Source organism: Colwellia sp. SU-HH00943 (genome assembly GCF_057546125.1).
The window spans coordinates 59,746-76,474 of the sequence record NZ_BAAJLW010000003.1; the positions used below are offsets into that span (position 1 = coordinate 59,746).

Annotated in this window: 15 protein-coding genes; 3 read left to right on the top strand and 12 right to left on the bottom strand. The window is 37.6% G+C overall.

Annotated elements, in window-relative coordinates:
• Positions 1-19 precede the first annotated feature (19 nt).
• From dnaQ to AC27GZ_RS08820, 3 genes are all read left to right on the top strand, one after another.
• On the top strand, positions 20-805 hold the full coding sequence (gene dnaQ, locus AC27GZ_RS08810) for a DNA polymerase III subunit epsilon (RefSeq protein ID WP_487094591.1): 786 nt from the start codon (positions 20-22) through the stop codon (positions 803-805).
• Positions 787-2,115, top strand: a complete 1,329-nt coding sequence (locus tag AC27GZ_RS08815) for a TIGR03503 family protein (protein ID WP_487094592.1) — start codon at positions 787-789, stop codon at positions 2,113-2,115. The genes dnaQ and AC27GZ_RS08815 overlap by 19 nt, the downstream gene beginning before the upstream one ends.
• Before the next feature lie 145 nt (positions 2,116-2,260).
• Positions 2,261-2,683 (top strand): DUF3859 domain-containing protein, encoded by a 423-nt coding sequence (locus AC27GZ_RS08820; protein ID WP_487094593.1) that lies wholly within the window; start codon positions 2,261-2,263, stop codon positions 2,681-2,683.
• Positions 2,684-2,860: 177 nt separating this feature from the next.
• On the opposite strand, the gene AC27GZ_RS08825 is transcribed toward AC27GZ_RS08820, so the two are convergent.
• The 12 genes from AC27GZ_RS08825 to AC27GZ_RS08880 all read right to left on the bottom strand — a co-directional run bounded on the left by AC27GZ_RS08825 (position 2,861) and on the right by AC27GZ_RS08880 (position 16,639).
• Positions 2,861-3,148, bottom strand: a complete 288-nt coding sequence (locus tag AC27GZ_RS08825; protein WP_487094594.1) for a hypothetical protein — start codon at positions 3,146-3,148, stop codon at positions 2,861-2,863.
• The gene (locus AC27GZ_RS08830; protein WP_487094595.1) at positions 3,133-3,405 is read right to left on the bottom strand and encodes a hypothetical protein; all 273 of its coding nucleotides are present in this window, start codon (positions 3,403-3,405) and stop codon (positions 3,133-3,135) included. Before AC27GZ_RS08830 ends, AC27GZ_RS08825 begins: the two co-directional genes overlap by 16 nt.
• A gap of 43 nt (positions 3,406-3,448) precedes the next feature.
• Complete coding sequence (locus AC27GZ_RS08835; RefSeq protein WP_487094596.1) at positions 3,449-4,210, bottom strand: hypothetical protein; 762 nt, start codon at positions 4,208-4,210, stop codon at positions 3,449-3,451.
• A 291-nt stretch (positions 4,211-4,501) separates the two neighbouring features.
• Positions 4,502-6,802, bottom strand: coding sequence for an FdhF/YdeP family oxidoreductase (locus AC27GZ_RS08840; protein ID WP_487094597.1), 2,301 nt, complete (start codon positions 6,800-6,802; stop codon positions 4,502-4,504).
• Positions 6,792-7,580 carry a formate dehydrogenase accessory sulfurtransferase FdhD gene (gene fdhD, locus AC27GZ_RS08845; protein WP_487094598.1) on the bottom strand — a complete coding sequence of 263 codons (789 nt, stop codon included), beginning with the start codon at positions 7,578-7,580 and terminating at the stop codon, positions 6,792-6,794. Before fdhD ends, AC27GZ_RS08840 begins: the two co-directional genes overlap by 11 nt.
• Before the next feature lie 132 nt (positions 7,581-7,712).
• Positions 7,713-9,269 carry an apolipoprotein N-acyltransferase gene (lnt, locus tag AC27GZ_RS08850; protein ID WP_487094599.1) on the bottom strand — a complete coding sequence of 519 codons (1,557 nt, stop codon included), beginning with the start codon at positions 9,267-9,269 and terminating at the stop codon, positions 7,713-7,715.
• A gap of 18 nt (positions 9,270-9,287) precedes the next feature.
• Entirely contained in the window at positions 9,288-10,166 is an 879-nt protein-coding gene (locus AC27GZ_RS08855; RefSeq protein WP_487094600.1) for a CorC family transporter, read from the bottom strand.
• Between the two features lie 61 nt (positions 10,167-10,227).
• Positions 10,228-10,683 carry an rRNA maturation RNase YbeY gene (ybeY, locus tag AC27GZ_RS08860; RefSeq protein ID WP_487094601.1) on the bottom strand — a complete coding sequence of 152 codons (456 nt, stop codon included), beginning with the start codon at positions 10,681-10,683 and terminating at the stop codon, positions 10,228-10,230.
• Entirely contained in the window at positions 10,676-11,677 is a 1,002-nt protein-coding gene (locus tag AC27GZ_RS08865; RefSeq protein WP_487095252.1) for a PhoH family protein, read from the bottom strand. The genes ybeY and AC27GZ_RS08865 overlap by 8 nt, the downstream gene beginning before the upstream one ends.
• A 121-nt stretch (positions 11,678-11,798) precedes the next feature.
• Positions 11,799-13,250, bottom strand: a complete 1,452-nt coding sequence (miaB, locus tag AC27GZ_RS08870; RefSeq protein WP_487094602.1) for a tRNA (N6-isopentenyl adenosine(37)-C2)-methylthiotransferase MiaB — start codon at positions 13,248-13,250, stop codon at positions 11,799-11,801.
• A 175-nt stretch (positions 13,251-13,425) separates the two neighbouring features.
• Positions 13,426-16,209, bottom strand: coding sequence for a ligand-binding sensor domain-containing protein (locus AC27GZ_RS08875; RefSeq protein ID WP_487094603.1), 2,784 nt, complete (start codon positions 16,207-16,209; stop codon positions 13,426-13,428).
• Positions 16,184-16,639: a hypothetical protein gene (locus tag AC27GZ_RS08880; protein WP_487094604.1), complete on the bottom strand. Its 456-nt coding sequence runs from the start codon at positions 16,637-16,639 to the stop codon at positions 16,184-16,186. Before AC27GZ_RS08880 ends, AC27GZ_RS08875 begins: the two co-directional genes overlap by 26 nt.
• Positions 16,640-16,729: the final 90 nt, after the last annotated feature.

A 16,729-nucleotide genomic window follows, 5' to 3' on the forward strand; every position in this document is an offset into this window, starting at 1 on the left:
AAGTTAAGGCTAAATAATAGTGAACGAAACTTCAGCTCAGTTAAACAACTCTGACAAACAAGAACAGCGTCTTGTTATTCTTGATACTGAAACTACCGGTATTAATCCAAAAGAAGGGCATCGTATCGTTGAAATTGGTTGCGTAGAAATGATCAATCGTCAGCTAACGGGTAGAACTTATCACGCCTATATAAAACCATTAGATAACCGTGGGCAAGTGCTGCAAATGGAGCAGGAAGTTATCAATGTTCATGGTTTAACTAATGAGTTTTTAGATGATAAACCTGTTTTTTCTGAAGTGGTGGATGATTTTATAAACTTTATTCGTGGTGCTGAATTAGTTATTCATAATGCAAAGTTTGACGTTGGTTTTATGGATCACGAGTTTGCCTTGGTTAATTTCGAAAACCGGTCGAGGCCTAAAGTACCTATGACAGCTGATGTGTGTACGGTAACGGATACGCTGCATGTTTCAAAAGATGAATTTGGCTCACCAAAAACCTTAGATTATTTAGCGCGTTTTTATAAAGTTGATGGCCTAATTGATCGTACATATCACGGGGCATTAATTGATGCCCAATTGCTTGCGTTTGTTTATATTGAAATGACGCGTAAGCAGTCCACGTTAAACTTATCAGTTGGTGAGCACAGTAATAGTGATGCCAATGCTATAAGACGTTTGAGTGCACAGCGAGAAAAATTAAAGGTTATTAGTGCATCTGCCGATGAAATGATAGCTCATCAAGAAAGATTAACTATTGTGAAAGAAAAAGGGGGAGAACCACTTTGGGTACAAGACAACTAATTGCGTTAAGTGTTTTTTTCTCTTCTATTTTCTTGAGTGTGCCCCAAGCCACGGCGCAAGATGAAACAAGTAAGCTCAAGCGTACAGAAGTTAAATACCAATCAGATAATGTCACCAATCAAATCCCTTATTTTGATAACAGGTTTCGTATTGATGCAGAGCTTGATGAAGTAACCTTACTTTTCTACCGTACTCGAGGTAGCAAACCTATTATTTTGGTGCGCCCTGACGGCAGTAAAATAAGGGTTAATAATTTTGATCATAGTAAAGTGCAATGGCATGATGATAGCACCTTTGACATGATTAAAATTCAAAAACCAATGCCAGGGCCATGGCAGGCAATTGGCGATATATTGCCTCATAGCCAAATCTTAATTGTTTCAGATGTCAAAATAGCTGTTGATCCTTTACCCGAAGTTGTACTTGAGGGGGAAACACTCAAAGTTAGTGGTAAGCTCTTTAATGACGAAGATAATATCGATACACCTAATTTTCGAAATGTGGTGAAACTTGATGTGCACTTCTATAGTACGAATAATTCACAATATGAAAATTTTGGCGCAGATGCGATAAAAGTAACCTCATTTAGAGATGACGGCGAAAATCTAGATGAGTATGCTGCTGACGGTATTTTCACTGGTGAGTTTGAATTAAACTTTGCGCCTGGGGAGTGGCAACCCGTTTATTTAGTTCGTTTACCGATGGCCACACGTGAGTTGCGACAAAAGCCGATAGTTTTACAGAAAACTCCTATTAGTTTTTCGGTGAAAACCTCTGAAACAGAAGACATTCCCCATGAACTGACTGTGACAATTGATCCAACGTATGTGCAGCCAGACAGTTTAGTATTCCAAGGTAAAGTGACTTTTCCTGATAGACAAGTTGAGCCATTTTCTATCATGGATGATCAGCAAGGTGAAACAAGACTTAAAGATATTCGCTATACCGAAGGTGGGGTACACCGAATAAGCATGAATGCTTTTGGTAAGACACATTTAGGTAGAGAGTTCCGTCTCGTGGTACCAGAGTTTAGCTTTAACGTAAAAGCCAGCGCAAACCAATTTTCGCCAAAGATGGGTGAAAATACTAACGAAGAAAATAGCAGTGAAGATAGTGCTAGCATTAATACTGCAGATCAGTTGATGGCCGAACAAAAAATGCAACTAGAGCAAGCAAAGTTAGCGCAAGAGCAAGCAGAAGAAGAGAAAAACCTGCAAACCATTATTTATATTGCAGTAGGGAATATTGCAATTATCACTCTGGCTATTTTGCTATTTGTCATTATGCGTAAGAAGAAGACTAAAAAATAGTTTCTCTTTATATTCATTTATTACTAATTCACGTGTGAACATTCACTTGTTAGCAATTACTTGAGAATGTTTATTAGTGAATGTTACTCAATGGACAAATATTTAATTCAATCGCAATTACTACACAAATATTCTGTTTAATACTATGGCAAAACAAAAATCATCCTATAGCATAACGAGTTATGGCATATATGAACGTTGGGATGCTCAGTCGAAAGAACTTCCTAAAGTTATTGAATTTAGCACTAAAGTGACAGCGAAAGAAGATGTGGAATTTGGTTTCACTTTTAATGCCAAAAAAGCTAAAGGTCAAAAGCTAACCTATACCATTTATCACCCTAATATCCCTGATGATAACGGTCATGTCATGGCGCCATTTGAGGGTGAAGTTTATATAAACAACAATAACTGGGATTTTTATTTGGGGGATTGTATATGGCTGCCTTTAGAAAATAAAATTGGCTTATGGCGCATGACAATAGAGCTTGATGGTAAAACTTTAGCTGAAAAAACCTTTGATGTTGAACTAGATGAGCAAACGGATTTTATGAGAAAACACGGTTATTAACCTTAGAATTTATTGTATAGGTTTTACTAATTAGTTTTTACTTTATGGGTTTTAGAGCAAATTGAATTATTAAGCTGTAATAACGCATACCTGAACTAATAATTTTTAATATAGGTTCTGACGTAATCGTACAATCGATAAAGTCGGTAGTTAGCCAATTGCGGACTAAACTTCATTCTAATCAATGTTAATACCGAGAGCATCTAAGTGCTCTACTAATTCTGGGGCACCTACTAAGGTATCACTCACTCTTATAATCGTTCCATTTTCAAAACGTAGTGTGTAGTAAGCATTTAATGCATGGTGCTTTACTTCGGTTAAAGTGCTCCATTTCTCTTTTTTGAGACCAGACCAAGGTGTATAGAACTCGATGTATTTGTCATTATATTTACCTTTAACCAAATACCCCTCACCGAAAAGAGCAATAGTTCCTCCGACTAAGCTGATTTCTATATGACTAGCCAAGCAACACTTTCATCAGCAACACTTTCATCAGCAACACTTTCATCAGCAACACTTTCATCACCATCAAAACGGCCTGTAAAATGACCATATAGGATGAGGAAAGCAAAGCCAGCAGTCAGAACTCCAAATAAAGCTAAGAGCTTTCTAGGTTTAAGTTTTCCAACTTCTACTTTCCCTTTAAAGAACGTTGGATAAAGCGAGATTAATATCACGGCCAGCATTATTATCCAATTTTCAATAGGCATGAACTCTAACAAATATCCCTCCTTTTGATTTACTTATTTGTGCCACTAACGGGCTCTACCATTCGTACAAATCCACCGCTGGCAGGATAAAAACTCCCTCATCTGGTTCGCCCTTTTTAATATTGATTGCTTCTTTTATAGTAATTAAAAAATCGGATACATTCTTTTCTTCCAGTAGTGGGATACCTCGAACAGCACCAAAGAGTTTATCTGCATAGCCAAATTTATTGTTTTTATACGAAGCAGGATTCCTAATTAATTCTTCGCTGATCCAATAATTGGTTACCGTTCCAGATTCTATTTTTACCGTAACCCTAACAGTCTCATACCCCAACAATTTCTTTGTTTCACTTGACTTTATAACATTTTTTATCGCAAGTTCAGTGAATCCTTCTGGTTCAGGCGTATCATTTAGTGAAAATTTCAGAACACCCGTTTTAAAGAAAGTGTATTCCTCATTCGTATCTCTAAAGTACCAAACCTTATCGACTAGTTCTGAATTGCCATATAATTGGACCCAATCACCGTTTGCGTTGTAGCAAGTAGTGCGTTCATCACCATACGATTTTTTGTTCTCTGTAGCTGCGAACAGAGCATTGTCTCTACGTTCACTATCTTCTGTGGACACAACTATATATGAAACAGTGTATTCAACACAGCCAATAAAACTTTTCGAATCCTTTTGGACTCTTGGTTGTTTATATGTTTTTTCGGGCTGTATCTGATTATGCTGTAAGTTGTATGTCTGTTTTGAAAAAGCACTATGTGGTGTTAAGAAAAGTAATAATGTCAAAATCCTGAGTGTGTTCAACTTCATTGTAATCCCTTTTATAGAAAATTTTATTTACGTCCTCCTTAAAGACATTAACAGAAACCTTTTCATATTTCATGATTCGTCGCTATCGGAATATTTGAACGTCCGTTCATTGCTCCAAACAGACATTATTCAAGTCAACTTATTATGTCCGGTTTCGTATCTATGCTGACCTAATCAACTGTAAGATTAGGTCAAATCTAAAATTAAAAAGTGTCAGATCAGATATGAGCTACTACAATTAAACTCTTTGCTCGTGATTCCCTTTCTACATTTAGCTTAATTTAACTTAGTTTAGCTTAGTTTAGCTTGCGTGGATTTATGAATAATCACAGGCACCGATTTTGACGTTGCTGTATAAGACTCTTTGCCGAAGCTGTCTAATGGTACTAATGGATTTGTTTCAGGGTAATAAGCGGCAAGATTTCCTTCGGGGATATCGTAAATAACAATTTTAAAACCGTCGACACTGCGTGTTATGTCGTCATGCCAGATAGATTCTAGACGTACCCAATCACCGTCATTTACTTTGTGTTTTTTTGCATCGTACTTGTTGATAAATAATACTTTTCGTTCTCCAAATACACCACGATATCTATCGTCCATACCATAAATAGTGGTGTTAAATTGATCGTGTGAACGTAATGTTTGCAAGGTAAGTACTTGATTACGCTTTGCTTCAGGCATAGCAGAAAGGGGCATATTGAGAATGTCATCAGGCAATTTTGCACAGCTAAACTCAGCTTTACCCACTTGGTTGTTCCAATGTAGATCCGCGGCACTATTGCCTAAGTAAAAGCCGCCGACTTGTTGAATTTTATCATTAAAGTCAGTGAAGCCAGGTATGATCTCGGCGATTAATTGTCGTATTTTACCGTAATCAGCACTTAATTCTGTCCAGTTGTAGGGATTATTACCTAATGTTGCTTGGGCAATTCCCGCGACAATTGCGACTTCTGACTTTATCTCATCAGTATTCGGCGCCACTTTGCCTTGTGAAGCATGTACCATGCTGAAGGTATCTTCTACGGTAATACATTGCTCACCACTTGCTTGTATATCGACTTCAGTACGTCCTAGGCAAGGTAAAATCAGCGCATGTTCACCTACCATTAAATGGCTGCGATTGAGTTTGGTGCTAATTTGTACATTAAGCTCACTATTTTTTAACGCTTGATAGGTTTGTTTGCTATCAGGTGAGGCCGCGGCAATATTACCGCCAAGGCATATCAAGACTTTACTGGTTTTATTCAACAATGCTTTTAAGGCGTGATAAACATTATGACCATGATTTTGTGGCATAGGTTGTTGGCTATGCTCTGCTAATGTATCGAGAAAAGCTTGGCTGGGTTTTTCGTTGATGCCCATAGTGCGATTTCCCTGAACATTACTATGGCCGCGTACAGGGCATAATCCTGCGCCTTGTTTACCTATATTCCCGGTTAACAACTGTAAGTTAACTATCTCTCTTATGGTATCGACGGAATGTTTATGCTGAGTTATGCCCATTGCCCATGTACAAATCACCTTGTTTGCATTAATAAATATATTTGCAGCAGAGGCTATTTCAGCTTGCGATAAGCCTGACTGCTGCTCTATTTGTTGCCAAGAGGTATTCTCCACAACCTTAACTGCTTCAGTAAACTCAACTGTATGCGTTTTGATAAAGCTCTCATCAAGTATACTTGGCTGCCCCTTTGCTAAGGCGGATGAATTTTTAGCTAAAAGGTGTTTAATCATGCCTCTAACTGCCGCCATATCACCGCCTAATTTAGGGCAAAAATATTGATGGCTGATAGTGGTTGCCGCGGGCGTTAATAGTTCAATAGGGTCTTGTGGGCTAGCAAAGCGTTTTAACGCGACTTCTTTCAAATTATTAAAGCTAACAATTTTACACCCTTGTCGTGATGCTTTTCTCAAGGCATTCATCATACGAGGGTGATTTGAGCCAGGATTTTGGCCAAAAACAAAAATAGCATCTGCGTGATCAAAATCGGTTAAGGTGACCGTACCTTTGCCAATCCCAATAGATTGGTTAAGGGCAATACCACTGGCTTCATGACACATATTTGAGCAATCAGGAAAGTTGTTGGTGCCGTACAAACGACCAAACAATTGATACAGAAAAGAGGACTCATTACTGGCGCGCCCTGAGGTATAAAACTCTGCTTGATCTGGATGGGACAATTGTTTTAATTGTGCGCCAATAAAGTCGAAAGCAGCTTGCCAGCTGATGGGCTGATACTTATCTGTTTCTTGATTGTATTGCATTGGCTGTGTTAAACGGCCTTGATATTCTAACCAGTAATCGCTTTGTTTGTTTAACTGACTGACGGTGTATTGCTGAAAAAACTCACTACCAACACTTTTATTGGTAGATTCCCAAGCGATGGCTTTTGCGCCATTCTCACAAAACTGTAGTAAACCTTCTTTTTGATCTCCCCATGCACAACCAGGGCAGTCGAAGCCCTGATCTTGGTTAGCACGTGTTAAGTTTTTAATATTGGTTTTAGCCTCTTGGCTTTTCCAAACATGCTTAATGGTTGAGGTTAATGAAGCGAGACCGCCGGCTTTACGTGATGCTTTATTTTTCATAAGAAGTTTTATCTATTTTAGGGGCTGCCAAATAAAGGGCACCGTCATTTTTTGTTAAATGCACTAAGTTAAGATTAGCTTGTTGCGCGACGTTAAGGGCTAACCGGCTAGGTGAAGCAAGGCTTAATAAGTGATTAACGCCAATATTAATGGTTTTTTGTATAAGCTCAATACTGCAACGGCTGGTGATAAGAATCGCTTTATTTTCTCTACTTATATTTTGTGAGACCATGTAACCTATGAGTTTATCTAAAGCATTATGGCGACCAATATCCTCACGGCAATGTAATATATTGCCTTCATCATCAGTTAAAAAGGCAGCATGTAATGCACCTGATTGGACTGCTATGGTTTGCCAACTTTTACATTTTTCTCTTAAATGCGTTAGTTTCACTGCTTCTAAGTGAGGGCACTCTTTGAGCTTTCCTACTTCTGGCAATGCGTGTTGCAAAGCTTCTACACCACATATACCACAACCACTTTGTCCTGCTAGCTGCCGTTTCTTTTGGCTAACCAGGTGTAAGCAGCGATTAGCTAGGCTGACATTAATTTGTACAGTGAAATCACTATGATTAACATCAATATGAATATCATGAATATCTTGATTAGCAACTATCACCTTTTCGCTAAATAAAAAGCCGACAACATAATCTTCTAAATCAAAAGGGCTAACCATCATTACGGCGTAATTGATGTCATTAAGGCAAATAGCGATAGCGTATTCTTCAGGTAATTTATCTGTTGTGGATTGGGTGTTTTTAGGGGATTTGTTAGGCATATATACAAGGGTTACAATGAATATCTACTCAGTGTAGTAACTTTTGAAGGTAGGCACAATTGAATATTGTTTTGTTTAATATCGCCTGACAAAAGGTTACTATTTTTGAGTGAAATTATAATAAAAATGTGTTTATCGGCGTCTAATTTGGAGAATAAGCACGATAGTTAATGGTACTAAGATCATTAACCATAAAATTAATCTTGGCCATTGGCTATAAGGTGTTTTACCTTCAACAATCATCACATTTGCTTTTAATACTTTTTCTTCAAATTGAGGAATACGCTCTATAAAATTGCCTTGATGATCCACAATAGCGGTAATGCCATTATTAGTTGCTCTAAGTAGCGGGCGGCCAAACTCAAGAGCGCGCATTCGTGCTATTTCCATATGTTGATGTGGGCCATGAGAGGCGCCAAACCAAGCATCATTACTGACAGTAAGTAATAGGTCGGTTTCTTGGGTTAAATTTGCGGCTAACTGGTGAGGAAATGCGATTTCAAAACACAATAACGGTAATAAACTTAACTCTTTAGCGATCAAGTTAGCTTGTCGGTAATTACCCCGACTAAAAGAAGACATGGGTAAATTAAAAAAGGGGGCAATCGGGCGCAACAATTCTTGAAAAGGAACAAACTCACCAATGGGTAATAGGTGATGTTTTGAGTAGCGGTTACTGTGATTATAGTAGTAGCCTTGCTCATCATCTAAGTGTTTTTTACCTAGTGTAATTAAGCTATTGAAATACTCTCTTGTTTCAAAATTATAGTTGATGATGCCAGTAATAATAGCGCTGTTATTGAGTAAAGCTGAGCGATTTACCGTTGATAAATAATCTTGTACTGCTGGCTCCATTGCTGGAATAGCCGACTCTGGCCAAATAATAATGTCAGCATCAAAGTTAACTCGGCTAAGATCGAGATATTTAAGCATAGTAGGCCACTCTTCTTCAGGAGCCCATTTGATCGCTTGTTCAATATTACCTTGTACCAAAGCTACTTTTGTTGTTTGTTGTGTGGGTGTAACCCATTGAGTTTGAGCGCAATAATAGCCTATCGTGGTGATGATAATGGCAAGCGTTATTGGTAATTTTATCAAGCTAGCATTACGCTGTTTAACAGCAATGAATAATTTGACCCATAAAATATTAATTAAAATAACCAATGCCGCAATACCCACTTCACCGATTACGGGGGCATAGCTAGAGAGTGGGCTGTTAATTTGACTATAGCCAAGTGATAACCAAGGGAACCCTGTTAACACTACAGAACGTAAATATTCACAAAATAACCAAAAAGAGGGTAAAAGCCATAAGTTAAGTTTTTTATCTTTTGAAACAAAAGCGGCTAAATAAGCTGAAAGTGCTGGGAAAATTGCTAAATATAGACATAACATCAACATTAAGGCTATTGATGCAATTAACGGCAACCCACCAAATTCATCAATACTCACATGCACCCAGCTTATGCCACTAGCAAACCAACCAAAAGCAAAAATCCCCATTAGTTTGGCGGCAAACTTGGGGCTACTATCTTTGAGTAAGTATAAAACAACACTTGGTACAATAAGCGTTAAATACCAGTGCGAGAAGGGCGCATAAGCAAACACTAAGCTTAGGCCTGCGAATAAGCAAAGCCAAGTGTTTTTATTTATGAGGTTGTCTTTCAAATAAGCTAAAAATTGTGACATGATTATTGCTGTTGCGATTTAGTCACTCAATTTGCCATTGATGTCATGTGTTTTGTCTACGGTAACTTGTAGCATTTGTAGGCGTCTATTATCAGCTGCTAATACTTTGAATTCAAAATCACCTATGCTGGTTTCTTCGCCTTTTTGAGGCATATGATTGAATTGGGCAATAACAATACCAGCAATGGTATCCACAGAGCTTTCATCAAATTGACTGTTAAAGTATTCATTGAAGTCTTCTAGTGCGGTAAGTGCACGTACATGATATACATTGCCCGCAAGTAGTTTGATATCTTCTTCTATTTCATCATCAGTTTCATCTTCAATTTCACCAACGATTTGCTCAAGAATATCTTCAATGGTGACAACTCCTGATATACCACCATACTCATCGGCTACAAGCGCCATGTGGTATCTGTTGGAGCGAAATTCTTTTAAAAGCGGTTCAACTTTTTTGCTTTCAGGCACAATGATGGCTGGGCGGATGTTGTCTTTTAAGCTGAATTCTTCTACTTTGTTATGAAAACCAAAGGAAAGTAAATCTTTCGCTAATAAAATACCGTCAACATGATCGATATCTTCGTTCACAACAGGGAAGCGAGAGTGTCCAGATTCTAAGATGATAGGTAGTAATTCATCAAGGGTTTGATTTCTGTCGATAGTCACCATTTGAGAGCGAGGGATCATAATATCGCGCACTTTCATTTCTGATACACTCAATACCCCTTCAATCATTTGCTTGGCTTCAGGGTTGATTAGTTCACGGCTTTGCGCATCAACTAAAATATCAACTAATTCATCTTTGTTTTTGGGTTCGCGGCTAAACCATTGAATAACCTTTTTCAATAATGATTTAGGTTTAGAACTGCTAGTAGGTTGGGGGCTATCATCGCTCATAGAGCTTATTGTATTCCTTAAATTGAATTCAGTGTTGTTTGTAATTGTTATATATTTCTTTTTAACATTCGTAGGGATTATTAATAGCTAATTTAGCTAAAATATTCACTTCTAATGCTTCCATTTCTTGCGCTTCAATGTCGTTTATATGATCATATCCTAATAAATGCAAGCACCCGTGTATAACCATATGCGCCCAATGATCAAATAATGCTTTGTTTTGACTTTGTGCTTCTTGGGCAACAACATGTGCGCAAATAACTAAGTCGCCCAATAAGTTGAGCTCTATCCCTTCAGGAACTTCAAAAGGAAAAGATAAAACGTTTGTGGCTTTATTTTTATCTCGATATTGATGGTTTAACTGTTGGCTTTCATTTATGTCGACAAGACGAATAGTTAATTCAAATGTTTTTTCTGTGACAGCTTCTAAAGCGGTATTCACCCATAATTGAAACTGTTCAGTTGACGGTAAGTGCTGTTCGCTACAAGCTACTTGTATATCCAGCGTATTACTCATGAGTTTTGTTATCACTGGCATTACTCTCACTAGCTGCTTTAGCCTGTTGTTGTTTTTGTCTATTTATTTTTTGCTCATGTGAGTCATAAGCTTCAACAATACGTGCTACAACTGGGTGGCGAACAACATCTTTTGATTGGAAAAAATTAAAGCTAATTCCCTCAATATTTTGTAGTACTTCTATAGAGTGGCGTAAGCCTGAGCTTTGGTGTTTAGGTAAATCAACTTGTGTAATATCACCGGTAATAACTGCACGTGAATTAAAACCAATACGGGTTAAAAACATTTTCATTTGTTCAACGGTGGTATTTTGGCTTTCATCTAAAATAACAAAGGCGTCATTTAGTGTTCGTCCACGCATGTAAGCAAGTGGGGCAATTTCAATAACATTGCGCTCAATAAGCTTTTCAACACGCTCAAAACCGAGCATCTCGAATAAAGCATCATATAAAGGCCTGAGATAGGGATCTATCTTTTGTGATAAATCACCTGGTAAAAAGCCGAGTTTTTCACCAGCTTCTACCGCGGGACGGGTCAGTAATATTCGGCGTACTTCTTGTCGTTCCAATGCGTCAACAGCACAAGCAACAGCAAGGTAAGTTTTACCTGTACCCGCAACACCAATACCAAAGCTAATGTCATTCGTTAAAATATTTTGTACGTAGGTTTGCTGATTTGGATTACGAGGTTTAACCATACCGCGTTTGGTTTTTATGGTAACCATTTTATCGTAACTTATGCCAAGGTCTTCAGCTTCTTTACTTGAAGGTAAATCTTGCTCAAGTACGTTGGCTTCGATGATAGCAAGGTGTACCTGCTCATCGGTAATTTGATTTGTTTGGCCTTTTACAGTATCCGTTTCTATATATAGGTTTTTTAATAACTTAATAACCGCTTTACAGTTTTTATCACTGCCAAGAATTTTAAATTGATTACCACGGTAGGTGATCTCAACACCTAAGCGACGCTCAATAATTTTAAGGTTGTCATCCATCGGCCCACATAAGTTAGCTTGGCGCTCGTTGTCAATTGGCGTCAGGGTTAATTGATGACTTTCTTTTACGGTTGATTGCTTAGTTGTTGTACTCAATGTATTTTCCATTACGACTAAAAGGTTATGGGTTGTATGTACCTACACCTAAATCATCAAGGTTATTGATGATTGATTTAGATGATTTATGGTGATTATTTGCCAAAATATCTGCAGGTGAATGTGCAATCCGTAATCCCATCTCACTTTCTTGACGAACTAGCTCCCCACGTAATGAGTTTGCATAAACATCGGTGATTTTGACATCAACAAATTGACCAATAACCGAGTGTGGTGCAACAAAGTTAACCGTACGATTATTCTCAGTTTTACCGCGTAGTTCCATTGGGTTTTTCTTTGAAGGCCCTTCAACAAGAATTCGCTGCTCGGTATTTAGCATTTGTCTTGCTATACGCAAAGCTTGTTGGGTTATTCTATCTTGTAGAAGTTGCAAACGTTGCTTTTTGGTCTCATCACTGATGTCATCGGGCAAATCAGCTGCGGGTGTGCCAGGACGAGCGCTATATATAAAGCTAAAGCTTAAGTCAAAGTTGACGGCTTCAATTAAATTCATGGTTGCCATAAAGTCTTCATCACTTTCACCAGGGAAACCGATAATAAAGTCTGAAGACATACAGAGCTCAGGTCTCACTTTCTTTAATTTACGAATTTGTGATTTATATTCTAAGGCGGTATGGCCGCGTTTCATTTGCGTTAAAATTCTGTCACTACCACTTTGTACAGGTAGGTGTAAGTGATCTACCAACTCAGGCACATCAGCATAGGCTTCGATTATGTCGTCAGTAAATTCAACTGGGTGTGAGGTGGTGTAACGAATGCGATCTATTCCATCAATTGTGGCAACTAAGCGAATTAACTCGGCAAAGCGGCAGATGCTACCGTCGTGCATTTCACCGCGGTAAGCATTTACATTTTGACCAAGTAAGTTAACTTCACGAACACCTTGCTCAGCAAGTTGGGCTATTTCATAAAGTACATCGTCAAGAGGGCGGCTTACTTCCTCACCACGTGTGTAGGGTACTACGCAAAAAGTACAGTATTTGCTACAACCTTCCATAATGGATACAAAAGCTGAAGGGCCTTCAGCTGTTGGCTCAGGTAAGCGATCAAATTTTTCTATTTCAGGAAAAGTAACATCAACAATTGGACTGCTGCTACGATACAATTGATTTAGCATTTCAGGTAAACGATGTAGAGTTTGCGGACCAAAAACCATATCGACGTATGGTGCACGTTGACGAATGGCATCACCTTCTTGTGAAGCAACACAACCGCCCACACCGATAAGTAATTCAGGATTCTTATCTTTTAGATTCTTCCAACGGCCTAGTTGGTGAAATACTTTTTCTTGGGCTTTTTCACGAATAGAGCAGGTGTTAAGTAAAATAACATCAGCATTATCAGCTTCTTCTGCAAGCTCAAAACCATGGGTTGAGTCTAATAGTTCAGCCATCTTTTGCGAGTCGTACTCGTTCATTTGACAGCCCCAGGTTTTAATGTATAACTTTTTACTCATTTACTTCACTCTTTACGCGTTTTATTTACCGGCTAAATCAATCACCGAGTTATAAAGTTTATTACAGCTTCGGCAAAAGGAGGCGTATTTTATATTAATTTGCTGCGTATTTCGAGGAGTTACTCAAGGGATTTTAAAAAGCTGACTGATTAGGAGGTGTTGGTTTTGGAATAAGTTAACTTAGTGGTAAGCTTATGACTAATTGGCTCCCTTGTTCTTGTTCATTAAATGAATTAACTGAGCCGTTATATTTACTCGCAATTTGACGAATGTAATACATAGAAAAGTCAAAATTTACTTTACTGTCAAAGTTAATAAATCCTTGTTGATCATCATAAATATTTAACCATACTTTACCTTTAAAGAACTGGAGTATTACTTTGAAGTTTCTGCCGCCCCCTTTAATGACTACACAGGTTATGGCTTCAAATATTATGCGGTAAAGGTCAGCTTGTAATTCATAATTTAATTCATTGTCTTTTATGTTTAATTGGTATGTTAAGTTAACTTGATATTTATGTTGTAAATAATTGCTAAAAAATGATACTGCATCAGACAGGGATTTGCCGTCCATTGTGTTTGGCTCTTGAGATAAATTTTGGCTATTTAAATCATCAATACATTGAGTCAGTATTAATTTTCCTTGCGGCAAGTCCCCTTGATTTATTAACTCTTTAACAAAGGTTAAATTGCGTATTATTTGAATGTTTTTTTTCCCTTGCTCATGAATATCATGTTTTAAGAGGTTATGGATATGACTGATAGATTTACTGCGTAAATAGAGCAACCAAATAGAGAGTAAAATTACCCCAGCCAGTAAAAAGCTGTAGAGTAACTTCATTTGAGAAGACCAGTACCAAGGTGAAGCCACGGTAATATTCGTGAATGCCTTATAGTTACTCCATTGACCTAAACTGTTAGTTGCCATTATTTCAATAGCATAGTCACCTGGTGCAAGACCCGTTAAAGTGAGTTGGTTACCACTTATTTGCTGCCAATTACTATCGTTTAATCGATATCGAAACTTCTTTGTAGCGCCGGGTCTAAAGTCTAAACTCGCTAAATCTAATGTGATTACATCGTTGGCGCTATCTATTAACATGGTTTTATTGAGTAAATATGACTCGCCAGAGATGGTAACTTTGCTGATGTACACTTTTGGATCGAACTTTTTTTGTGGTGCTAAGTCAAGTGAAAGTACGCCACCATAATGGGCTGCATAAATAACATTACCTAATTGTAAGATACTACCAGTAAAAGAATATTGCTGAGTATTTTCAATCATACTAAATTGGTAATTCGTTGGGTTGAATCTATATAAACCAGGCCTACCAGTAACCCAAATTTCATCTTTAACTTTTAGCAATCGACTATAGCGATTACCTTGACCAAATTGAGCAATTAATACACCTTGTTTATTTAAGACATAAATACCATCGCTGAGTGTTGTAGCAAATATTTTATTATCAGCTTCTAATAAAGAAATGACTTTGCTGTTACCAGGTAAATTTAGGTTTAAAACCTGTTTAGTTGAGTTGGTGACAATATCGATACCAGATGAGGTTGCTATCCATGTTGTTAAATGATCAACGGGTAATACATCGATCACTTCAGCTGAGCTTAAACCAGTCTTTGGGGCAAAGTGATTAATTAGTTGTTCAGTTGCTATATCATAAATATAAAAACCGTTGTAGTTGCTAGTGAAATAGAGCAGGTTATCTTTATGCCTCATACTTAAGATAAGTTTGTCGTTATCTGGAAAGTTCAGCTTAACAACTTGTTCTTTTTCTTCAATATAACGCCAAATACCATCAAAAGTTCCGATATATAAGTTGTCATTTATTGTTTTAATATCTGTAATTCTTAAGCCTTGTTTAGTAAAGGCTTGATTAACTTTTTCAGTGAAAATAGGCGCGTTGAAATTTTTCAATCCTGCGCCATAACTACCAATAATAATTTTATCTTTGAACAAGGCTAATTCACTAGAATTGATATTGACATCGAATACTTTAGGGGTGTTCTTTATCGTATTTTCATTGAGTTGCTTAATGCCTTGGCTACTAGCCACCCAAAGAACCCCCGAGTTGTCGTGTAAAAAATTTCTAGCTCTTACTGGGCTAGTATTACCAAATTTATGAGGGAGTTGCTTTAAGGTTTTTCCTGAAAATTTATTAACTATACCTTGGTTGTTAATGGTAAAGAAATTATCACTACCATACTCTTTTGTAATGGCGTTGATATTTTTTGGTGAATTGATTGCGGTTGCTTTGCCAAAGAAATCAAAAAATAGAATTTTATCTTTAGTGATCGCTACCACGCCAGAAGAAAGCGCTACAATGCTGGTGACCGAAGTTGAGTAAAGCTGTTGCAATTTATTGTTGTGTAATTGATATAAGCCTGTTCTAGCAGCAATATAAAGGCGCTGATTGTTGTAAGCTATTTTTCTTATTTTAATATTATCTTTAATGAGGGTAGTTTTTTGGCTAGCTGGTTGGTATTGATAAAACTTATCTGGGGCGTTGATATAGTAATTGCCCTGGAAGCTAACAGCATCGTAGAAGCTATTACGCGCTATATCTGTCTCTACTTTTCTGGCTTGTCCTGTTTCAGGATTGAAGCGCCATAATCCTGCAGTTTCAGTTGCCAATAATAAGTGGTCATCATCAATCGAGACATCATGCAACCAGTTAAACGGTAATGGCCAAGTTTGGTTTATAGATGAAAATGTGATGCTATGACTGCCGTCAAAGCGCATTAATCCTCGCTGTCCAGCTAGCCAAATATAACCCTTTTTGTCTTGAATTAGGCTGCTGACGTTAGCCATTGAATTGATGGGGGTAGTATAGTTTGCTTGTACTGAAATATGGAGAGAAAAAAAGAAAGCAACAATGAACAATGGCAGCGAAGGCTGCCATGCGAATGGACTTATATGTTTAGATAACACTTTTACCGTTTGCATTATCTTTGTCGTGATCTTCATCACCACATGCGGCAAAAACTTGCGGTAATTCTTCAGCACTGTTAGGTTTCTGAACCAATAAATAGGTTGGCTTTCTTGGTGAGTCACTATGTTTTTTATTTGCCCATGCTTGGCGTACTAGCTCAGCATGCTCCTTAGTGTATTTTGTTTCAAAAGCTATGGCGAGCATTTCAACGCCAAAGTCATCCATTACCATAATAGCGTTGTTATGGTAGCCACTTGTGGTATCAAAATCTATATCAACCGTTAAAATTTTATCGGATGGTAGAACTAAATCTGCGCGTAAATTTGCAACAACTGCTCTATCTGTATGCGCAGTTAAGTTAGTACGATTTTGTTTCTCAGTCATATCGTAAACGATTTTGATATCGTCATGTACTCTTAATTCTTTTTTTTGTGCTACATTCATCGTTATTCCTTAAACTTAATATGTTGTAAAAAAATACTTTAAAAACAAAGCATATTTAATATAGCTTAAGGTTTCTTTTCTGCAAGCTTG